21 protein-coding genes are annotated in these 18,922 nt (G+C 71.6%); 9 read left to right on the top strand and 12 right to left on the bottom strand.

The window, feature by feature from the left end; translation table 11 throughout:
* Window positions 1-61: 61 nt before the first annotated feature.
* Window positions 62-616 (top strand): hypothetical protein, encoded by a 555-nt coding sequence (locus tag BLT82_RS37575; RefSeq protein ID WP_208867908.1) that lies wholly within the window; start codon window positions 62-64, stop codon window positions 614-616.
* A gap of 227 nt (window positions 617-843) precedes the next feature.
* Here BLT82_RS37575 and BLT82_RS15510 read toward each other — a convergent pair whose 3' ends face one another.
* From BLT82_RS15510 to BLT82_RS15520, 3 genes are all read right to left on the bottom strand, one after another.
* Window positions 844-1,812, bottom strand: a complete 969-nt coding sequence (locus tag BLT82_RS15510) for a lytic polysaccharide monooxygenase auxiliary activity family 9 protein (RefSeq protein ID WP_093655081.1) — start codon at window positions 1,810-1,812, stop codon at window positions 844-846.
* Window positions 1,813-1,960: 148 nt separating this feature from the next.
* Window positions 1,961-2,482 carry a DUF6328 family protein gene (locus BLT82_RS15515; RefSeq protein WP_093655083.1) on the bottom strand — a complete coding sequence of 174 codons (522 nt, stop codon included), beginning with the start codon at window positions 2,480-2,482 and terminating at the stop codon, window positions 1,961-1,963.
* Window positions 2,483-2,562: 80 nt separating this feature from the next.
* On the bottom strand, window positions 2,563-3,354 hold the full coding sequence (locus BLT82_RS15520; RefSeq protein ID WP_244291989.1) for a DUF817 domain-containing protein: 792 nt from the start codon (window positions 3,352-3,354) through the stop codon (window positions 2,563-2,565).
* A gap of 321 nt (window positions 3,355-3,675) precedes the next feature.
* Between BLT82_RS15520 and BLT82_RS15525 the strand changes: the two genes are divergently transcribed.
* Both BLT82_RS15525 and BLT82_RS15530 read left to right on the top strand, forming a co-directional pair.
* Complete coding sequence (locus BLT82_RS15525; RefSeq protein WP_093655085.1) at window positions 3,676-4,062, top strand: hypothetical protein; 387 nt, start codon at window positions 3,676-3,678, stop codon at window positions 4,060-4,062.
* A 107-nt stretch (window positions 4,063-4,169) separates the two neighbouring features.
* Entirely contained in the window at window positions 4,170-4,490 is a 321-nt protein-coding gene (locus tag BLT82_RS15530) for a VOC family protein (RefSeq protein ID WP_342029411.1), read from the top strand.
* 196 nt (window positions 4,491-4,686) lie between these two features.
* Here the strand turns inward: BLT82_RS15530 and ligA are convergent, their stop codons facing one another.
* Window positions 4,687-6,735 carry an NAD-dependent DNA ligase LigA gene (ligA, locus tag BLT82_RS15535; protein ID WP_093655087.1) on the bottom strand — a complete coding sequence of 683 codons (2,049 nt, stop codon included), beginning with the start codon at window positions 6,733-6,735 and terminating at the stop codon, window positions 4,687-4,689.
* 662 nt (window positions 6,736-7,397) lie between these two features.
* Here ligA and BLT82_RS15540 point away from each other — a divergent pair.
* The gene (locus BLT82_RS15540) at window positions 7,398-8,048 is read left to right on the top strand and encodes an NAD(P)-dependent oxidoreductase (protein ID WP_093655089.1); all 651 of its coding nucleotides are present in this window, start codon (window positions 7,398-7,400) and stop codon (window positions 8,046-8,048) included.
* A 119-nt stretch (window positions 8,049-8,167) separates the two neighbouring features.
* Here the strand turns inward: BLT82_RS15540 and BLT82_RS15545 are convergent, their stop codons facing one another.
* Entirely contained in the window at window positions 8,168-8,611 is a 444-nt protein-coding gene (locus BLT82_RS15545; RefSeq protein ID WP_093655091.1) for an SsgA family sporulation/cell division regulator, read from the bottom strand.
* A gap of 201 nt (window positions 8,612-8,812) precedes the next feature.
* Entirely contained in the window at window positions 8,813-9,016 is a 204-nt protein-coding gene (locus BLT82_RS15550; RefSeq protein ID WP_093655093.1) for a cold-shock protein, read from the bottom strand.
* Window positions 9,017-9,501: 485 nt separating this feature from the next.
* Here BLT82_RS15550 and BLT82_RS15555 point away from each other — a divergent pair, with 485 nt between their 5' ends.
* Window positions 9,502-10,341, top strand: coding sequence for an alpha/beta fold hydrolase (locus BLT82_RS15555; protein WP_093655095.1), 840 nt, complete (start codon window positions 9,502-9,504; stop codon window positions 10,339-10,341).
* Between the two features lie 198 nt (window positions 10,342-10,539).
* On the opposite strand, the gene wrbA is transcribed toward BLT82_RS15555, so the two are convergent.
* Both wrbA and BLT82_RS15565 read right to left on the bottom strand, forming a co-directional pair.
* Window positions 10,540-11,148 (bottom strand): NAD(P)H:quinone oxidoreductase, encoded by a 609-nt coding sequence (wrbA, locus tag BLT82_RS15560; RefSeq protein WP_093655097.1) that lies wholly within the window; start codon window positions 11,146-11,148, stop codon window positions 10,540-10,542.
* Between the two features lie 177 nt (window positions 11,149-11,325).
* Entirely contained in the window at window positions 11,326-11,628 is a 303-nt protein-coding gene (locus BLT82_RS15565) for a muconolactone Delta-isomerase family protein (protein ID WP_093655099.1), read from the bottom strand.
* 175 nt (window positions 11,629-11,803) lie between these two features.
* On the opposite strand from BLT82_RS15565, the gene BLT82_RS15570 reads away from it, so the two are divergent.
* Together BLT82_RS15570 and BLT82_RS15575 are read left to right on the top strand one after the other, a co-directional pair.
* Window positions 11,804-12,517: an SDR family NAD(P)-dependent oxidoreductase gene (locus BLT82_RS15570; protein WP_093655101.1), complete on the top strand. Its 714-nt coding sequence runs from the start codon at window positions 11,804-11,806 to the stop codon at window positions 12,515-12,517.
* Between the two features lie 69 nt (window positions 12,518-12,586).
* Entirely contained in the window at window positions 12,587-13,618 is a 1,032-nt protein-coding gene (locus BLT82_RS15575) for a nitronate monooxygenase (RefSeq protein ID WP_093655103.1), read from the top strand.
* Between the two features lie 116 nt (window positions 13,619-13,734).
* Here BLT82_RS15575 and BLT82_RS15580 read toward each other — a convergent pair whose 3' ends face one another.
* A complete protein-coding gene (locus tag BLT82_RS15580) occupies window positions 13,735-14,355 on the bottom strand; it encodes a TetR/AcrR family transcriptional regulator (RefSeq protein WP_093655105.1) in 621 nt (206 codons plus the stop codon).
* A gap of 159 nt (window positions 14,356-14,514) precedes the next feature.
* On the opposite strand from BLT82_RS15580, the gene BLT82_RS15585 reads away from it, so the two are divergent.
* Window positions 14,515-14,880: an SgcJ/EcaC family oxidoreductase gene (locus BLT82_RS15585; protein WP_093655107.1), complete on the top strand. Its 366-nt coding sequence runs from the start codon at window positions 14,515-14,517 to the stop codon at window positions 14,878-14,880.
* Between the two features lie 69 nt (window positions 14,881-14,949).
* Here BLT82_RS15585 and BLT82_RS15590 read toward each other — a convergent pair whose 3' ends face one another.
* Window positions 14,950-15,231, bottom strand: coding sequence for a DUF3040 domain-containing protein (locus tag BLT82_RS15590; protein WP_093655109.1), 282 nt, complete (start codon window positions 15,229-15,231; stop codon window positions 14,950-14,952).
* Window positions 15,232-15,792: 561 nt separating this feature from the next.
* Window positions 15,793-16,641 (bottom strand): endonuclease I family protein, encoded by an 849-nt coding sequence (locus BLT82_RS15595; RefSeq protein WP_093655111.1) that lies wholly within the window; start codon window positions 16,639-16,641, stop codon window positions 15,793-15,795.
* 451 nt (window positions 16,642-17,092) lie between these two features.
* On the opposite strand from BLT82_RS15595, the gene BLT82_RS15600 reads away from it, so the two are divergent.
* Complete coding sequence (locus BLT82_RS15600; protein ID WP_093655113.1) at window positions 17,093-17,902, top strand: S1 family peptidase; 810 nt, start codon at window positions 17,093-17,095, stop codon at window positions 17,900-17,902.
* A gap of 204 nt (window positions 17,903-18,106) precedes the next feature.
* On the opposite strand, the gene BLT82_RS15605 is transcribed toward BLT82_RS15600, so the two are convergent.
* Entirely contained in the window at window positions 18,107-18,637 is a 531-nt protein-coding gene (locus BLT82_RS15605) for a MarR family winged helix-turn-helix transcriptional regulator (protein WP_093655115.1), read from the bottom strand.
* Window positions 18,638-18,922: the final 285 nt, after the last annotated feature.

The raw sequence follows: 18,922 nt of genomic DNA on the forward strand, positions 1-18,922 counted from the left end.
CGGATAACGGAACCGAAGAATGGGGTCAGGGACGGCTTTTCTCCGGAGAAGGGAGACGTTCATGCGATTCAGGCGAATGGGTTCGTGGGCCGGTCGGCTCGGTCTGGTGGTGGCTGCCGGTCTGCTCGGTGCGGGTGTGATGGCGCCCGCCGCGACGGCGGCACCGGCAGGACCGCAGCCGGCGGTGTCTGCGGCACAGGCCGCCGCGCATCTTCCCGCGGGCGACGGCGGCGGGCCGTTCGACGTCGAGTTGGGCGACGAAGGCAATGTCCAGGTCGGCGACCGGGCGTGCGTGGGCAATTGCAACAACACCGCCAACGGCGCCGAGGGTGAGGACGGCGGCTTCTGCGCGGGTCTGTGCGACGGCAGCGCCAACGGTGGCAACGGCTCCACCGGAGAGGCGGGCCAGGAGGGCGGCGACGGCGGCGACGGCGGAATCTGCGCGGGCATCTGCCACGGCAGTGTCACGGGTGGCGATGGCGGTGGCGGCGGCGACGCGGCCGGTGAGGGCGACGGTGGCACCGGCGGAGCGGGGGGCGACGGCGGAATCTGCATCGGCATCGGTTGCGACATCAGCGGCGCCGGCGGCCGGGGCGGCGACGGAGGTGAGGGCTGACGGCCGAGCTGATCGTCGGAGCGGCAGTGTCCGCCCACGGGACGTCCCGTAGCGGCCGGCCGCTACGGGACGTCCGCCCGGCCCGGCGGCGGACCCGGTCGTGGGTGACTCAGTGCAGCACCGGACCGCACCGGTCCGGCCGGCCGGACCAGTCCACCGCCCGCCTGCCGCCTGCCGCCTGCCGCCTGCCGCCTGCCGCCTGCCGCCTGCCGCCTGCCGCCTGAAGACTACGAGCGGCGCCTGCGCAGGTAGTGACCACCCGCCGCGCCGATGACCGCCAGGGCGGCGGCCGCACCCGCCACCGCAAGCGGGAGGCCGTCCGAGCCGTCGGTGGCCGCCGCCACCGGGGCCGCCGCACTCCCCCGTACACCGCCCGAGGCGGACGAAGCATCCGCCGCCGGGGGCTGCTCCGCCGTGGGTTGGGCGACGGCTCCGGGTGTCGCCCGGCCCTGAGGGGCCGGTGTGCTCGAAGCGCTCGGTGCACCGGCGTCGCTGCCGGCGCCCCCGCCCCCGCCCCTCTCGTCGCCACCACCGGCGCCGTCGCCGGAACGGGCGCCGGTCAGGACCACGTCGGAGCAGGAGTAGTACGTGTCGGGAGTGTCGGAGTTCCGCCAGATCGTATAGATCACATGCCGCCCGGCCCGGTCGGCGGGGAGCGTGCCCTTGATGCGGTAGGCGCCGTCCTGGAGCACCGGGTCGGTGGCGGTGAGGAAGGGTTCGCGCTCCAGGTCGTCCCAGGAGAGCGGCGTTCGAGGGTCGTAGCCGTCCTTGGTGAGGTACACGCTGAAGGTGCCCCGGTGCGGGATCGTCGAGGAGTAGGCGAGCGTGAACCGCTCGCCGGCCCTCATACGGGAGGTGGGCCAGTCGGCGCGTGGCGCGTCCAGGCCCCGGTAGGCCTCGATGCCCGCACTGCACAGCTGCCCGTCAGGGATCACCCGGCGGTCGTCGCCCGCCACGTCCGCCACTCGGATGTTGTCCCATTCCTTCAGCATCGCGCGGCCGCCCGCGTCCACCGCCGCGGCACAGGCGGCCGATTCCGTATGACCGCCCCGGGGACCGCAGGCGACCGCCCGGCTGACCGGATCGGTGGGAGCGCCATGGGCAGCGGCGGGGACGGCACCGACCGCCACGAGGAAGAGCGGAGCGCCGAGGAGAAGCGCGGCCGCTGCCGCTGGTGCGCGGTGGGTGAACGACATCGCTGGCCAGACCTCCCGGGATCGTGCCCAGGAGTACGGGCGCGGTGGCCGGGGCGTTCACCGCGTGACGCGGCGGCCGGGCGCTCATCGTGAGAGTCCTTGCGCGGCACGACCGGCCGGCACAGGGCCGGGGCTCGGCGAGCGGCGGCTATGCGTCGTCGCCGGCGGTGCCCGCGGTGTAGCGGGTCCGGGCCCAGAGCGGCAGGACGAACCAGCACAGCAGGTACCAGGCGAGCACGCCGGCGACCAGGTAGGGCACGAAGCCGTCGTGCGTCGCCGTGCGAAGGATCAGGAACAGCGCGGAGATCAGGGTGGCGAGCAGCAGCACGATCCCGATGAAGGTGAGGCGCGAGGCCCAGGTGACCGTCTCCGGCTTGATGCGCCGCCCGGTGACGATGCGGTGGAAGGCGACCGGGGCGATGAGGGCCCCGGTGGCCAGGGAACCGAGGATGACCGTCACGATGTAGATGGTCTTGTCGGTCTGGTCCAGCCGCTGGAAGATCGGGGTGAACACGACGGTCAGCAGGAAACCGAACAGGATCTGCACACCCGTCTGCACGACCCGTATCTCCTGCACGAGCTCCTGCCACTGGCGGTCGGCCCGCTCGTCCTCCGTCTCCCCCCGGCTGTCCCGCCGCTCGTTCCCGTCCGGGACGCGTTCTCCGCTCATGGCGCGGCCTCCTCGTCGAGGGGTATGCCGGATATCTACCCCGGACGGCGGATTCCGCTCCTCGGTCCGCTCCTCGGTCTTCAGACCGACTGCCCGGCCGGCCCTTCGCCCCCGTCGGCACGCCTCAGTCGTTCGGCGAGGACGAACGTGACACTGATCAGCAGCGCCCAGGCGCCGAACTTGGTGAGCGCCACCGGTTCCCAGCCGCCGAGCTGGTGCGGATAGCTCCAGGCACCGGCATAGGTGGCGGCGTTCTCCGCGACCCACAGGAAGAAGCCGATCAGCACGAAGGACAGGGCGAGCGGCATGCGGTAGCGCCGGGGGCCGACGGTGAAGCCGACCCAGGCTCCGGCGGTCACGGCCACCATTGCCGCCGCGAGCGGCCAGCGGAAGTCCGGCAGCCAGTGGTGGGAGAAGAAGTTGAGGTACACGGCGACCGCGACCAGCGCCGTCGCCGTGGCGCGGTAGCCGGTGAAGCGCAGGTCGAACAGGCGCCAGGCTCGGCAGACGTAGCTTGCGACGGCCGCGTACATGAATCCGCCGTACAGCGGCACCCCGGCGATCTTGGTCAGCGCTTCCTCGGGGTAGCTCCAGGAGCCCATGCGCACTTTGACCAGTTCGAACAGCAGTCCCACGACATGGCAGGCTGCGATCACGAGGGTGTCGCGGCTGCTCTCCCAGCCCAGGCGCCGGGCCGCGAAGGTCAGCAGCAGGCCGTAGACGAGGACCAGGTCGTACCGGGCGACGGGCAGTTCCGGCAGCATCCGGGAAACCGCGATGCCGCCGAGGAGCGCCACGGCGAAGGCGCAGCACCTCGCCTGCAGCATGCCGAACCTGAGCAGCTGGCGCATTCCCCCGAAGAGCGTGTGCATGTCCGAAAGGACGCAGTCGGACGGCATGTGGTTTGCATGAGGCGGCACCGAGCCGGCGGCGCCGCCGTGTTCCCGCCGCTGCCCGCCCGGTCTCACGTTCCGCCTCCGCGACGTCACGGTACGTACGGCTCGGTCGGGATGGCGGAGCGCTACGGGGCACACCATGACCGCCTGACGGTGTCAAGCCCCGAATTCCCGTCTCGGGACAGAAGCCGTGTGCTCGGGCCTACTGGTACCGGAGGCGCTGCTCGGTACCGACGACGCGGAGGCGGCGCTTCTGCCTCGACTCCCCGGACCGCGATGACTGCAGGTGAATGACTCATGTACACGTCGATGCACTCCCGCGCCGAGGTCAGCGTCGGCGGCCCTGACGGACCGGCTCGGGCTGCGGCGCCGGCCGCGACGGCCCCGGGCGGAACCAGGGCGGACGGGGAGCCGCGGGGCACCGGCGACTCCGCCGGGAACCGCCGGTGGCCGTACGCGCTGGGCGGCGCCCTCCTGGTGCTGATGTTCTTCGGAATGTGTGCCCTCGGTGCCCTGATGGCGACGAGTTGCTATGAACTGATCCGCGAAGGTTCGGGGCTGTACGAGCTCTACCTGCAGTCGGCCCTGTTCGCGGGAATGGGCTTCGTCGGCCTGTGCGCCCTGCCCGCCATCGCCGAACGCAACTGCGTCGGACGCTTCATCGCCCGCCGTGTCCCGGTGTGAGGCGTCTGCCAGGATCGCCGGCATGACGAAGACCCAACTGACGATCAAGGACCTCATCATCGACTGCGAGGACCCCGAGCGGCTGGCCGCGTTCTGGGGGCGAGCTCCTGGGGAGGCCGGTCGCGGCGAGGACGGGTCCGTACACATGGCTCGGACGGAGCGAGGGGCCGGGATTGGGATTCCAGAGGGTCGCCGAGGCGAAGTCCGGAAAGAACCGTCTCCACTTCGATGTCGCGTCGCCGGACCCGGCCGCCGCGCAGGCGCGCGTCGAGGCGTTGGGCGGCCGGCTGCTCGAGCAGTACGCGCCGGGCGGCTTCCTGGTGATGGCCGATCCGGAGGGGAACGAGTTCTGCATCATTCCGCCCGGACCGTTCGAGGTCGACGACGAGGGGCGCACGGACTACCTCGGCGATCGCCACGGCTCGTGACCTGCTCAGGGCTCCGGCGCCGCGCGGCCGTAGTGGGCTCGCACGGGGCACGCACCGGACGCTCGCAGCGAGCCGGGCCCGCCGGGGCGACCTCACGTACCCGTACCGGAGTGCGCGCTGAACGCCGCGTCGGCGCCGCCGAAGGACCCGCTTCACAACGACGGGCCCTTCGGCGGCTGGGACGCGGGCGCCTGCGTCAGCCGAGATGGTCGGCGACGATCTCGGCGAACGCCTCGGGGGTGAGCACTTCCACGCCGAGCTGCTGGGCCTTCACGGCCTTGGAGCTCGGTCTGCCGCCGGCCGAGGCGGCCACGAGGTAGTGGGTGGCGGCGTTGACGCTGCTGCCGGACCGCCCACCGGCCTTCTCGATGAGTGCGGCCATGTCGGTACGCCCATAGCCGTCGAGGGGGCCGGTCATCCTGCCGGTGACCACGACCGTCCTGCCTGCGAGCGGCCCCTGCCCGGCCGCTTCATCCTGGACCGGTTCGGTCATGTTGACGCCGGCGGCGACCAGCTTGCCGATGACCGGGGCGAGTTCGGCGATCTGCTGGACGACGACCGGGGCCTTCTCGGCGCCGATGCCGTCGACACCGCGCAGCGCCTCGGCGTCCGCCGCCCGGATGGCGTCCATGGTGCGGAAGTGCGCGGCGATACGGCGGGACATGCTGCGCCCGGTCCCCAGGATGCCGAGCGCGCAGAACACCCGGCTCAACGGCCTGGACCTGGCCGCCGCCATCTGCTCGGCGAGCTTCGCGCCACGCTTCTCGCTGCCGGACGCGACGGCGAGCCGGTCGACCCCGAGCGTGAACAGGTCGGCGATGTCGGCGACGTCCCCGGCGGCCACCAGCGCCTCGACGCAGCGTTCGCCGAGACCGTCGATGTCGAGCTGGTCCCGTCCCGCGGCGTACAGGATCGCGGCGGGCAGCCGGCAGGCGGCGCCCTTGGCGCACCGCCACCGCTCCTGGCTCCTGTCGATGTCGCCTCCGCACTCGGGGCAGTGCTCCGGCAGCGGCACCGGCCGGGCCTCGTCGAGCCGGAGTTCGGCGACCGCCGCCTGGACGCGCGGGATGATGTCGCCCGCCTTGTAGATGGTCACGGTGTCCGTCAGGTGCAGGTCCCGCCGCCGGATGTCGGCGGGGTTGTGCAGAGTGGCGAAGGTGACGACGCTGCCGTCGATCTCGACGGGTTCCAGCACGGCGCGCGGTGCGATGACACCGGTCCTGCCCACCTTCCACTCCACACCGAGCAGCTTGGTCCGCCGCTCCACGGGCGGGAGTTTGTAGGCGACGGCCCAATGCGGGTAGCGGCTGCCGAAACCGGCCGCGGCCTGCTCCTCGGCGGCATCGGCCTTGATGACCACGCCGTCGATGCCGAACGGCAATTCCGCTCGCATCGCGGCGATGCCGTCCACCCGCCGCTGCGCCTCGTCGAGGGTCTCGCAGAGGTGCAGGCCGGCCTGTGTGGCGGCCGTCGTCCGCACGCCGGCGTCCTCGACGGCTCGGAGCAGTTCGGCATGGGTGGCACCGGGGGGCAGGAACGACTCTCCGTCCAGGTCCACCACGCCGTACGCCCAGAAGGCCATCGGCAGCCGGTAGGGCCGGTCCTTGGCACGCAGCGTGCCCGAGGCCCCGTTACGCGGATTGGAGAACACCTTGGCGCCGTGCGCCGCCCGGACGGCGTTGGCCGCCTCGAACTGCTCCTGGGTGAAGAGGACTTCACCCCGCACCTCGAACGTCACCGGCCGGGGCAGTTCGGCGGGGAGCCCGTCGATCGTGCCGATCACATGGCTGACGTCCTCGCCGTGGCTGCCGTCGCCGCGGGTGACGATCTGCACCAGACGGCCGGCCCGGTAGCGGGCTGCTATCGCGGCACCGTCCATCTTCGGCTCGACCGTGAAGCCACCGGTGGACGGGCGCCCCAGCCGCCGCTCCAGCGACACGCCCCAGGCACTGAGCTCATCGGGGGCGAACACGTTGTCCAGCGAGAGCAGCCGCGTGGTGTGCGCGACGTCGCCCACGGGGGCCGCGCCCGCGCCGACCTTGTCCGTCGGCGAGTCCGGCAGGACCTGGCCTGGGTGGTCCTTCTCCCAGTCGGCGACGGCACGCAGGAGCCGGTCGTACGTCACGTCGTCGAGCGCGCTGTCCCCGTCGCCGTAGTACGCCGCGGCGGCCTCGCGTGCGCGCCGGACGGCGTCCTCGTACTGGGCATGGCTGGACAGCGCCTCATCGGCGCGAAGAGTCGTCATGCAGGAGATCCTTGCGCAGGGGTCTGACAGTGAGGATGTCCCTGGCGTCGTTCGGGGGTCTGACTCCGGGTCTGACTGACGTTTCGGCTGTCCGTCCGTTGAATCGTCGGCCGTCGGGGGACGCGGTGGGTACGGAGGGCACCGGTGCCTTGCGGCGCCGAACTCGCCCGGTTCCCGACGGCGAATGCACTGCCTCAAGGGATTCGTCGCCCGCGAGGTCTACAGGCACCTCGGGAGCACGGGGATGGTGCACGCAGCGGGCTCGACTGGAGGCACATCATGACGCCGAGCCGACGCTCGGCATCCTGTACGGCCGCTTCCGTCGACGGTGGCTGTACCCCGTACGGACCCTCGCCCCAGAACGTCGATTTGACCTCGCCGAACCCAGCCACGAACGCATTCTACGGACTCCCCCGTCCCGGCTTGCCGATCTTCGGGAGCTTCGGTGGCACTCTTCGCAGTCCTGCAGCCGTGCGGGGCGGCGGGCCGCATGCGGCTTGGCATCGGGCGGCGTTGACCGCTCCGGCTTGCCCGGCCGGCAGGTGGACACTCGACAGCACGATCAGGCGCAAAATGCGCCGAACACTACGTTTAGCCCAGTTTCGTGATCCCTCGCACTACGCTCGAACCTCGATGTGGATCAACGAGAACGGGAGAATCCCATGGCCAAGATCGCCATTTTCGGAGCCAACGGAACCGTCGGCTCCCGCATCGTGGACGAGGCGCTCGACCGCGGCCATCACGTCACCGCCGTCGTACGCGACCCGTCGAAGTACACCAAATCCGCCGAACGTCTGACCGTGGTCACGGGCGACGTGCTGGACCCTTCCTCCGTCGCCTCCGTCGCCGAGGGGCAGGACGTGGTGGTCAGCGCGGTCGGCGGGGGCAACGGGCCGGGACACCTGGCCGTCATCAGGCCCAGTGCGGAATCCTTGATCGAGGGACTCCGGATGTCGGGCGACCCGGCTCCGCGGCTCATCGCGGTCGGCGGTGCCGGCTCACTGCGCACGCCGCCCGGCAGCCTCGTCTGCGATGCCGAAGGTCTTCCGGAGGACCTGCTCCAGACCATGCACGCCCATGGTGACGCGCTGGACTTCTACCGCACCGTCAGCGATGTGAAGTGGACGAACTTCAGCCCCGCCACATCATTCGCGCCCGGCGAGCGAACCGGCACGTACCGGACGGCTCAGGACGACCTCGTCGTCGACGAGGACGGCAACAGCGACATCTCCACCGAGGACTACGCCGTCGCACTGATCGACGAAATCGAGACCCCCCAGCACATCGGGGAGCGTTTCACCGCCGGCTACTGAGCACGACGGCGATGGTGGCACCCACGGGCGCCACGTGTCCGACCGAGGGCCAGGCCCATGCCGAGCCCTGTCGTGTCACCGGAGACGCCGGCCGCCGCACCCGGACGCCGCGAACCGGTTCACGCCTGCTCGGCGAGGAGGCGCTCGAGGGGCCGCCAGTCCACGTGCGCGGCTTCCTCGCCCGGGGGAACGAGGGAGTGGGTGAGGGTGAGCCACTCCCGGAGTTCGGGGGCGTCGATGCGGAACAGAGCCCGGCCGGATGACGGCCCGATCTGCAGCATCACGCAGGGGTCGCCGGCCGGACCGGGAGCCGGCCAGGCCTGTACGTCCCCCGCGCCGGCCCGAGCGCGCATACCGGCGGTCAGGAGGTCCCGCTCCACGAACCAGGGGATGCCGGTCTTCTCTTCGGGGTCGGGATGGAACGTGATCCGCGCCGCGTAGGGGTCCTGGCTGGTGTAGTGGAACGAGGTCACGACGCGCAGGGAGACGCCGTCCCGCTGCAGCATGGCCTCGGTCCACCAGATCGCTTCCCGCGCCCCGGCGTAAGGCTTCTCCTGGCCCATGGCTCCTGATTCCCTGGGATCGATGGAGGCGGCCCGGTCTCAGACCGCACATGACGGCGCTCTTCTCACCCCTGTGCGCCCCGGCACACCTCGTGACACCGGTACCGCCGAAGCTCACCGGCCCCGGCGGGACGTCAGCCGGCCCGGCGCACCAGGCCCCCGTTCCAACGGTCCGGGGGCCTGGTCGCGACCACCGCCGGATCAGGCGGGGGTGATGTTCTCCGCCTGCGGGCCCTTCTGACCCTGCGTGATGTCGAAGGTGACGGCCTGGCCTTCCTGAAGCTCACGGAAGCCGGTGGCGTTGATGTTCGAGTAGTGAGCGAAGACGTCGGGGCCGCCGCCGTCCTGCGCGATGAAGCCGAAGCCCTTTTCCGAGTTGAACCACTTGACGGTTCCGCTGGCCATGCCAGTGCCTTTCAGTCGATATCGGATCCGCACCGCGCGGACCCGGAGGTGATCGCCCTGGTCCTCAGGCACTGCACAGCAAAACGCCCACGCCAGGGCGCGGGCAGGTACTGCGAACCACGACATCTGGCGAAGACGCTACACGGTGGAACCGCGCGCCGCCAGAGAGTGACAGCCATCAAAGTCGAAATCCGTCGCCGCCTCTGACCAGCCCATCGAGCCTGCGAGGGGATCACCCACGACTACCGCGGAATACCCGCGAGCAGGGCCGTCGGACGCTGCGCCGTCCGCTCCGACGTGGAACGCGGGGCGCGGGGCGCCCACCCGGGGCGGCCGGGCCCTCTGCCGCACGCCGACGACACGAGGCCCTACGCCGGCGCGTCGGCCGACGCGGTTCATCCGCCGGGCGGAGGAACCGGAGGGCGAAGTAACATGCCCAAAGCGAACATTTCACACTGTTGGGCGGTCCACGGCGGGAAGCTCCCATGAGTACGCCACCACACACCACCATCCGTCCGAAGGTCACCACCATCGACGGCCTGTCGATCCGATACGCCGAGGGCGGGCACGGAAACCACGACGCGATCCTGCTGAGCCCCTGGCCGGAGAGCATCTGGGCCTTCGAGCGGATCTGGGGACACCTGGCCGACCATGCTCGGCTGACGGCCGTGGACCCGCCGGGATTCGGCCGGTCGGAGCGGCGTGACGAGCTGCTCTCCCCGCAGGCGATGGGCGAGTTCATCATCAAGGTGGCCGACGCGTTCGGACTCGGGAACCCGCATCTCGTGGGCCCCGACATCGGCACCTCGTCCACACTGTTCGCCGCCGCCGCCCAACCCGGCCGCTTCCGCACCCTCGTCGTCGGCAGTGGCGGAGCCGCGGTCCCGCTCCGGCTCACCGGGCCGTTGAAGGAGTGGGTCGAGGCTCCCGATCTCGAGCCCTACCGGCAGATCGACGGACGGGAGATCGTCGACGCGGTCCTCGCCACGATCGAGGGCTACACCCCGCCGCCGGAGATCCGGGAGGACTACCGGGCGTCGTACGCGGGCGAGCGGTTCGCCGAGTCGATGCGGTACGTGCGCGCCTATCCCGAACAGCTTCCTGTTCTGGGGGAACTTCTCCCCGAGATCAGGACCCCCGTGCGCATCGTCCAGGGCACCGAGGACCCCGTCGTGCCCGCGGCCAATGTGGACTACCTCCACGAGCATCTGCCGCACAACCGGGTGGACTTCATCGAGGCGGGCCACTTCTGCTGGGAGGAGAAGCCGGCCGAGTACGCGCGCCTCGTGACGGAGTGGTGGGACGAGAGCCGGCACGAAGTGTGAGCCCGGCCCGAAGCGCAGCGGAGGCGGCCACGGGTCCACGTCCGCGGCACCGCTGCCCCTCCCTCGGACGTGGTGGGGACCGGGACCGGAGCAGCCGCCCGGGCCCGGTCGCCCCTCGATCGGTACGGAAACCCGTCGGCCGGCGCCGCCGTCGTCGGCGCCGGCCTGGTCCGGTTCGACGACCACGGTGCGGGGTCGTCAGGCCGCCTTGAGCCGCGCGGCTATGCCGACCACGCGCTCGGCCTGGTGGCGGGCGGCGGCGCGGGTGGTGTCGTCCACGGGGTTGGTCCCCTGCCCGTCCACGTGCGAGGTGCCGTAGGGGTTTCCGTCCGCGAACTTGACCGGGTCGGTGAAGCCCGGGGCGACCACGATGCCACCGAAGTGGTGGACGCTCGTGTACAGCGCCTGGAGCGTCGTCTCCTGACCGGCGTGGAGGGTCGCGGACGAGGTGAAGCCGCTGTAGACCTTGTCGGCCAGCTTCCCCTGCGCCCACAGCCCGCCGAGGGTGTCGATGAACTGCTTGAGCTGCGAGGAGACGTTGCCGAACCGGGTGGCCGATCCGAACAGTACGGCGTCGGCCCACTCGATGTCCTCGGGTGTCGCCTCGGGGACGTCCACGGTGGCGGCCTCGTTGGCCGTCCATGCGGGGTTGGCGTCGATGGCCGCGCGAGGGGCCAGCTCGGCCGCCTTCACCAGACGGACCTCGGCACCGGCCTTCACGCCGGCATCGCGGAGTTCCTTGGCGATCTCGGCGATCGTGCCGGTGGAGGAGTAGTAGACGATCGACAGCTTGACGGGAGTGGCCACGGCGGCGGCTCCATTCCTTGGTGGGGGTGTGTGCTGCGGTCCGGGGAGTCGACTGCGACTAGACGACCGGTCCACTATTAAAGTAGACGACCGGTCCACCCGAGTCAAAGGCCGAAGGACCCGGCCGTTCGCCCCGGACTGCCGCCGCCCGCGGAGCGAGCCCCGCGGGCGGCGGCCTCAGCCGGCGACGACGGCCCGGCCGGGGTCGTTGGGATGCGACTCCAGGGGCGTGACCACCGAGGTCATCCAGGGCCAGAGCGGCAGCGTGCCGAGGACACGCCCGTAGAGCTCGCTGTGATTGGCGGCCCGCCACAGACCGATGCTGCGCAGCTCGCCCACCGGGCGCCACAGCCTGACCAGATGGCCGCCCTCGGCCAGCTCCCGGGCCCGTACGGCCTCCGCGGCCCGCCGGCGGTCGACCTCCGCAGGGTCGGTGCCTTCGGGGACGGTTGTCGTGAGCTCCACCAGGAATTCCTTCATGATCGCTCTCCCTCTCTCCGCTTTCCCTCTGCCTCTTCGTGCGAGGGGCTCCTCGACACGGGCCGCCGGCCGAGGCGCGCCCTTTGAAATAATTCGACCGGTCGTCTACTTTGCCATAGGCGACCGGTCGGCTAGCAAATCCGGTCGGTCCTCGTCTCCCACGAAGAAGGTCATCATGAGCACACAGATCCAGAAGGTCGCGGTCGTCACCGGAGCTTCGCAGGGCATCGGAGCCGGGCTCGTCACCGCCTTCCGGAAGCTGGGCTACGGCGTCGTCGCCACCTCGCGGCGCATCCCCGCGTCGGAGGATCCGCAGGTCGTCACCGTCCAGGGCGACATCGCCGACCGCGCTACCGCGCAAAGCGTGGTCAGCGCCGCCGTCGAGCGTTTCGGGCGCATCGACACCCTGGTCAACAACGCGGGGATCTTCATCGCAAAGCCTTTCACCGAGTACACCGAGGACGACTACAGCGCGGTGCTCGGCGTGAACCTGGACGGCTTCTTCCACCTCACCCAACTCGCGGTGGAGCGCATGCTCGACCAGGGCGGCGGTCATGTCGTGCAGATCACGAGCACGCTGGCCGACCAGGCCAACTCCAGCGTGACCTCGGTGCTCGCCTCCCTGACCAAGGGTGGACTCCAGTCGGCGACGAAGGCCCTGGCCATCGAGTACGCGGGCCGCGGCATCCGAAGCAACGCCGTGTCGCTGGGAACGATCAAGACGCCCATGCACCCCGAGGAGCACCACGGGACGCTCGCGGCCCTGCATCCCGTCGGCCGCATGGGCGAGGTGAGCGACATCGTCGGCGCCGTGGTCTACCTCGAGAACGCCCCCTTCGTCACCGGCGAGATCCTTCACGTCGACGGCGGACAGAGCGCCGGGCACTGAGCGCGGGCGGACGCACCGGCCCCGCCCCCGATCGGGGCCGATCACATCTCACGAGGAGGACGACACCCCATGGCCTCACCGCTGCGGGCTCTCGGCGCGGACAATCCCGTCCTGGCCGCGCCCATGGCCGGCGGTCCCAGCACCCCCGCCCTGGTCGCGGCAGCGGCCCGGGCGGGCGCGCTGGGGTTCCTCGCCGGTGGATACCGGACCGCCGACGCGCTGGCCGAGCAGATCGAACAGGTCCGGAGCCAGGGCGTCGGCTTCGGGGTCAACCTCTTCGCACCGAACCCCGTGCCGGTCGAACCGCGGGCCTTCCGGCGCTACGCCGCCGCGATCGCGCCGGACGCCCGGGCATACGAACTCGACGTCCTGGCAGCCGACATCGTCGAGGACGACGACCACTGGTCGGACAAGATCGATCTGTTGCTGTCCGAACCGGTTCCCGTCGTCAGTTTCACCTTCGCCGTCCCGCCCCCCGCCGTCATCGCCGCGCTCCGCGCCGTCGGCACCCTGGTGGTCCAGACGGTCACCACACCCGAGGAGGCCCTGCCGGCGGCAGAGGCGGGCGCGGACGTGCTGGCCGTGCAGGCGTCCGCGGCCGGAGGGCACTCCGGCACGCTCACCCCCGCACTGGTCCCGGCTTCCGTGCCGCTGCCCGAGCTGCTGGGGCGAACTCGTGCGGCGGTGTCGCTGCCGCTCATCGCCGCGGGCGGAGTGGCAACCCCGGCCGGCGTGGCCGAGGCACTGCGCGCCGGGGCGGATGCGGTGATGGCCGGCACGGCCCTGCTGCGGGCGGACGAAGCCGGTACGTCCCTCCCCCACAAGGCGGCCCTGGCGGACCCGGCGCGCCGCCGGACCGTGGTGACCAGGGCGTTCACGGGCCGGCCCGCAAGGGCACTGGCAAACGGGTTCACCGACCGCCACAGCGGCCGGGCTCCCTCCGGCTATCCTGCCCTGCACCATCTGACGAGGCCGATGCGCCGGGCCGCCGCGGCCGCCGGCGATCCCGAACGGATCAATCTGTGGGCCGGGACCGGGTACCGCCACGCCACCGCCGAGCCGGCCGACCGGATCCTGACGAGGCTCGCCTCCCGGGTCTGAACGCCTGCCGGTGCCCCCGGCCGCGTCGGGTGGCACCGGCGGCCCGGGACACGGATGCCGTCGGGCCACCCGGCTGCCGCCACCGCGGAACTCCGGTCGGCGGGCAGAGCGGCGGTTCACACCTCGGCCGCGGCCTCCTGAGGTGTGCGGACACCCAGCAGGGCCAGGCAGTTCGCCCAAAGGGCGCTCAGCCGGGACGTGTTGTTGTAGAGCTTGGCGAACAGGACCTGCCCCTCGAGCTGCGCGACGACCGATCGCGCCGCCTCGCGGGTGTCGGCGACGGTGACGTCGCCGCGCTCCCGCGCCTCGGCGACGACCGACTCCACCATGTCGACCTGAGCGTCGAAGATCTCCTGCAGGCGCAGCCGGATCGCCTCGGTCTGGTTGCTCAGCTCCAGCGTGAGGTTCCCGAACAGGCAGCCGGAGACCGTGCCGCAGCTCTGCTGCCCGGCGCGCTGACTCGCCTCGGTCTCCTCGAAGAGCTGCCGGAGCCTGGCCAGGGGGTCCGCATCGCCGTGCAGGACCCGGGTCCACTCGCGGCGCTGGCCGGCCCAGTGCTCGTCGAGCACGGCCAGCGCCAGCGCCTCCTTGGACTCGAAGAAGTAGTAGAAGCTCCCCTTGGGCACCCCGGCCGTCTTGCAGATCTCGGCCACGCCCAGCGCCGAGTATCCGCGCAGTTCGATGAGCGACTGCGCGGCGCTGATGATCTTCTCCCTGGCGTCACTGGTGCGTCCCATGCTTGCGAGTATACGACCGCTCGACTAGCTTGTAATAGACCGGTCGGCTAGTAGCGTCCCGACCGTTCCGATCGCAGTCCGCGCCCCCTCGTGACCGGCCCTGCCGCCCGTACCGCCCGGCCGGGAACCGAGGCGCACGCACAGACGAAAGCTGGAACAATGAGCCACCCGATGCCCGAGGTCCTGCAGCGCTGGAAGGCCGCCTTCGACGGCCACCGGCCCGACGAGATGGCCGGCCTGTTCACGGCCGACGCCCTCTTCCAGGGCTTCGGACCCGACGTCCTCACAGGCCGCGACGCCGTGCGGGGCTACTACGAAGCCGTACCGTCCGGTCGGCGGGCCGAGGTGACGGTCCTGCACACCTACACGATCGGCGAGCAGGTCGCCGGAGGGTTCGCCGACGTCACGTTCGGCGCCGCGGACGGCTGGGAGGCCCGTGTGCACCTGTCGCTGGTCCTCCGCCGCGACGACGGCCGCTGGCGGATCCGCCAGTACCACGTCTCCCGCGTCGACTCCGCGCAGTAGCGGACGGTCCAAACCGCCCCCGGGCCGTCGACGGGGCCCGGGGTTCGACCGGTCTACGGTGCGGTCGGTCTACGGTGCGGTCGGGCGCCTGTGCCGGAGGCGGCCGGAGTCGATCCGGTACGCCGCGGTCACCGCCAGGACCACCCCGGACGCGAGCAGCAGCCCGTGGACCAGGGCCATGCCGAGCGAGACCGCGAGTCCGGCGCAGATCACGAACGGCCACGCGCGCCCTCTTCGGTACTCGCGCGGCGGACGGGGCCGTCCGGCCGCCAGGGCGCGCGCGAAGCGGGGATCGTCGTGGAGGAGGCGCGCCTCCAGTTCGGCGATCCTCTCGTCGTCCGCGTACGACATGCCCTCACCTCACCGCGCCGGCCCCGCCGAACCTCCGCAACCATCCGGCCATCGCCCGGCGGGCCCGTACGACTCCGCGCCGGGCGGCGAGCCGGGTGCGGCCGGGCCGGCCGCGCCGAGACGTTTCCACCGGCACCGGCTCCATTCGTGCCATGGCTGTGAACGTCCGCCCGCGGCCCGGCGCGGCCGGGACGCAGCGGCCGGACGGAGCCGTGGGGGGAGGTTCCTTCGCCACACCCTCGCGCGCGGGACACCGGATGCGCCATGGGTGCTGACACCCATATTCGCCCCCACGGCACCCCTGACGCGGCTGCTCGGGCAGCGGACGGGACGCTGGAGGCCCGCGGCTCGACCGCCGCGGGCCTCCTGGCTGCGCGCCACCACCGCCTCCCCGCCGGTCCGGCGCCGATCCGGCCGGGTGTCCGGGGAGGCTGCCGCTGGAACCGCCGGCCGTGGGTGCGGCTCACCGGCCGGAAGCGCTCGGTGGCCGGCCCGGCCGGTGGCGGGCACGGCTCGTGGCAGGCACGGGCCGCTCCACGGGGCCTCAGCGGCGAGCGGGACTCATGCCTGCTGCCATATCTCGTCCACCCACTCGGGGTGGTCTATGAACGGGTTCCGGTTGTGCTGGAACTTCTCGAAGATGGTCTGGTTGCGCTTCTTCTCGAAGTCGTCCGGCGGGTCCTGCTTGCTCCACTGCTTCAGCACGGACACCCGGCCGATGTGGGGCGCCGAACCGTTGTCGACGCTGTCGTTGGGTTCGAGGTCGGCGAAACCGTCGCCCCCGTCGTAGCGGACGGCCATGTAGAGGATCATCCGGGCGACATCGCCCTTCACCTCGTCGCGCGGCTCGAACGAGTCGCCGTCGGTGCGGTTGCCCGGCGCCTCCTCGACCTCCTCGCCGCCGGCGTCGAAGTCCTTGTTCCCGCGCGTGCTGTTGACGGTCACATCGGTGGGACGCAGATGGTGGATGTCCGTGCCGGGACCGACGTCGGTGCCGAAGTCCCCGTGGGACTTGGCCCAGACGTGCTCCCGGTTCCAGTCGTCGTTCCCGGTGCCGTTGGCGTCCTTGCTCTGTGAGCGGCCGGTGTACAGGAGGATCACGTTCGACGGGTTCCCCGGATCCTCGTCCGTGGCCTTCAGCGCGTCCCAGACCTGGTCGTAGGTGAGCCGGGTCTGTTCGCTGACGATGGTGTGGAGGGCCTTCTTCAGTTCCGGCCCCGTCTTGCCCAACGCGTCCTTGTAGTACGTGTCGTCGTACGCGCCGACCGGGCCCGCGGTCCGGGCCGGGGTGGGCGCGGGCGGTGCCTGGGTGGTGGCCATCGCGGCGGCGGGGGCGGCGATTCCGGTGACTGCCACGGCAACGACGGCCAGGTGCCACGGCTTGCGGCGCTTGAGGCGGTGGGTGGACATGTGTGGGGGGTGTCCTCTCCCTGTTCGGGCGACCGGCGGCGCACTCTCGTACACGCCGACGCAAAGCAACAGTTGTTCGAACAGGGAGCTTTCCACGCGAGGGCCGTCACCGCGTGGACGGGCTGCGCCCATCGTGTGCCGACACCGTGAACACCGAGAGGGCGCCGTCCTCTACCCACCCGGGCACGGGCGAATCCTCTGTTGTGCCGATGGGCAACAGCACCGGCCAGAAAGGGCGTTGGCCCCGGAACGCCCTTGATGCTCGCGCATCTGTTCCACATAATCGCTAGGCGCTCTACGAACTCATCCCCCACTGGGTTCGGACGCACAACTGCGTGCTGCCGTGACACAACGGCCGTACGCGGGTGCTCCGCCATGCCGTCCTCGGCACGGCGTGCCGATTCTCGTGGGCCGGGCTCGGGACGCGTATCCCCCCACGAGAGGAAGTCTGTTGACGAACCATCTCAAGCACCTCCGGCGCGCCACGGCAGCGGGCGCGGTCGCCCTCGCCGCCTTCAGCCTCCAGCCCGGCTCGGCCTTCGCCGCCTCCGAACCGACCCCACGCGGTGAGGTGGGCACGACCGTCGTCGGCGGGACCAAGGCGGAGCAGGGTGAATTCCCCTTCATGGTGCGGCTGTCCATGGGCTGCGGCGGCTCGCTGTACACCAAGGACATCGTGCTGACCGCCGCCCACTGCGTCGACGGCAGCGGACCGAACACCGGGATCACCGCGACGGCCGGCGTCGTCGACCTGGAGGACCCCGCAGCGGTCAGCGCGAAGTCGACCGAGGTACTCCAGGCGCCCGGCTACAACGGCAAGGGCAGGGACTGGGCCCTCATCAAGCTCGACAAGCCGATCGACCTGCCGACCCTGCCGATCGCGGCGGACGACAAGCTCAACGACGGCGAGTTCGACATAGCCGGGTGGGGTGCGGACAAGGAGGGCGGCAGCCAGCAGCGGTACCTGCTCAAGGCCAAGGTGCCGTACATCGACGACGCCACCTGCCAGAGCGCTTACGGCGACGAGCTGACGCCGGGCGAGGAGCTCTGCGCGGGCCTGCTGGACACCGGTGGTGTCGACACCTGCCAGGGCGACTCGGGCGGCCCCATGTTCCGCAAGGACGAGGCCGGCGCCTGGACCCAGGTCGGCATCGTCAGCTGGGGCGAGGGCTGCGCCCGTCCGGGCAAGCCCGGTGTCTACACCGAGGTCAGCACGTTCGCTGCGGACATCAAGCAGGCCGCCGAGGGTCTGGGCGGCTGACCGGGCGAACCGGGCGGCCGGTCTTCTGACCCACCTGCCCGGCCCGCGCACCCGCGGGCCCCGCCGCCGGGCGCGTTCCCGCCCGGCGGCGGGGCCCGCCGATCATGATCCGATCGGCGCGGGCGTCGGCCCCCGCGGGAAGACAGGCGCCCCCGACGAGCCGTGACCGCTCCCGCGTTGTGTTCGGCCGGCCGGCGGCAGTCGTCAACCGCCCTGCGGGAGCGGCGCGTCCGTCCAGCCGAGTGGGTACATCGCGCCGTCCGCGGCCGGGACGGCCGGTTCGCCTCCCGCCTCGTTGAAGGCGGTGAGCGCGTCGATCAGTGCCGCGCGCCGGTCGGGGGCCATCCGCGCCACGATCGTCTCGACCTCCCGCCGCCGCCTGCTGGTGACGTCCTCGACGAGGACGCGGCCTTCGTGCGTGAGCCGCAGCACCGTCTCCCGCCGGTTGGCCGGATTCGTACGGCGTTCCGCGAGGCCCACGGCGATCAGCCGGTCGAGCATACGCATCGCCGTCGAGGGATTGACACCGAGGCGCTCGGCGAGCACGACGAGCTTGGCCGGTCCGTGCATGGACAGCATCACCAGCAGCCGGAGCTGGGGCAGTGTCACCCGGTCCTCGACCGCCGCCAGCGAGCGGGCGGAGACGGCGACGAGCAGCCTGGACGCGGTCAGCACGGCGCGCGTCACCGCCTCGACGTCGTCGACGTGCTCCCCGGACTCCCCCGTGTCGGCCATACCCCCATTTCTACCCTGTTCCCGCACGACGCCGCCCCGGGCCCCAGGCCGTTGCCGTTCCCGCACGACGCCGCCCCGGGCCCCCGGCCGTTGCCGTTCCCGCACGACGCCGGCCAGCGTCCGTGCCGCCGGGCGTCCCGCAACGCCGCCCGGCGGTTGTCGGCCCTGCTCGGGCCGCCGGGGTCCGCCCCGGCCTTCCTGCCGTCCGCCCGGAAATCACGGCGCGCGGTGAACACACCGGAGCGCGCATCCGTACCTGTGGCTGCGTGCCGTGCCAGCCGCCCA

It is taken from the genome of Streptomyces wuyuanensis, assembly GCF_900103455.1.
GTDB lineage: Bacteria > Actinomycetota > Actinomycetes > Streptomycetales > Streptomycetaceae > Streptomyces > Streptomyces wuyuanensis.

What these genes read in the sequence shown, in the direction of transcription:
- BLT82_RS37575 (WP_208867908.1), top strand. Translation starts at nt 62, where the DNA reads ATGCGATTCAGGCGAATGGGTTCGTGGGCCGGTCGGCTCGGTCTGGTG.
- BLT82_RS15510 (WP_093655081.1), bottom strand. Translation starts at nt 1,812, where the DNA reads ATGTCGTTCACCCACCGCGCACCAGCGGCAGCGGCCGCGCTTCTCCTC.
- BLT82_RS15515 (WP_093655083.1), bottom strand. Translation starts at nt 2,482, where the DNA reads ATGAGCGGAGAACGCGTCCCGGACGGGAACGAGCGGCGGGACAGCCGG.
- BLT82_RS15520 (WP_244291989.1), bottom strand. Translation starts at nt 3,354, where the DNA reads ATGCACACGCTCTTCGGGGGAATGCGCCAGCTGCTCAGGTTCGGCATG.
- BLT82_RS15525 (WP_093655085.1), top strand. Translation starts at nt 3,676, where the DNA reads ATGTACACGTCGATGCACTCCCGCGCCGAGGTCAGCGTCGGCGGCCCT.
- ligA (WP_093655087.1), bottom strand. Translation starts at nt 6,735, where the DNA reads ATGACGACTCTTCGCGCCGATGAGGCGCTGTCCAGCCATGCCCAGTAC.
- BLT82_RS15540 (WP_093655089.1), top strand. Translation starts at nt 7,398, where the DNA reads ATGGCCAAGATCGCCATTTTCGGAGCCAACGGAACCGTCGGCTCCCGC.
- BLT82_RS15545 (WP_093655091.1), bottom strand. Translation starts at nt 8,611, where the DNA reads ATGGGCCAGGAGAAGCCTTACGCCGGGGCGCGGGAAGCGATCTGGTGG.
- BLT82_RS15550 (WP_093655093.1), bottom strand. Translation starts at nt 9,016, where the DNA reads ATGGCCAGCGGAACCGTCAAGTGGTTCAACTCGGAAAAGGGCTTCGGC.
- BLT82_RS15555 (WP_093655095.1), top strand. Translation starts at nt 9,502, where the DNA reads ATGAGTACGCCACCACACACCACCATCCGTCCGAAGGTCACCACCATC.
- BLT82_RS15565 (WP_093655099.1), bottom strand. Translation starts at nt 11,628, where the DNA reads ATGAAGGAATTCCTGGTGGAGCTCACGACAACCGTCCCCGAAGGCACC.
- BLT82_RS15570 (WP_093655101.1), top strand. Translation starts at nt 11,804, where the DNA reads ATGAGCACACAGATCCAGAAGGTCGCGGTCGTCACCGGAGCTTCGCAG.
- BLT82_RS15575 (WP_093655103.1), top strand. Translation starts at nt 12,587, where the DNA reads ATGGCCTCACCGCTGCGGGCTCTCGGCGCGGACAATCCCGTCCTGGCC.
- BLT82_RS15580 (WP_093655105.1), bottom strand. Translation starts at nt 14,355, where the DNA reads ATGGGACGCACCAGTGACGCCAGGGAGAAGATCATCAGCGCCGCGCAG.
- BLT82_RS15585 (WP_093655107.1), top strand. Translation starts at nt 14,515, where the DNA reads ATGAGCCACCCGATGCCCGAGGTCCTGCAGCGCTGGAAGGCCGCCTTC.
- BLT82_RS15590 (WP_093655109.1), bottom strand. Translation starts at nt 15,231, where the DNA reads ATGTCGTACGCGGACGACGAGAGGATCGCCGAACTGGAGGCGCGCCTC.
- BLT82_RS15595 (WP_093655111.1), bottom strand. Translation starts at nt 16,641, where the DNA reads ATGTCCACCCACCGCCTCAAGCGCCGCAAGCCGTGGCACCTGGCCGTC.
- BLT82_RS15605 (WP_093655115.1), bottom strand. Translation starts at nt 18,637, where the DNA reads ATGGCCGACACGGGGGAGTCCGGGGAGCACGTCGACGACGTCGAGGCG.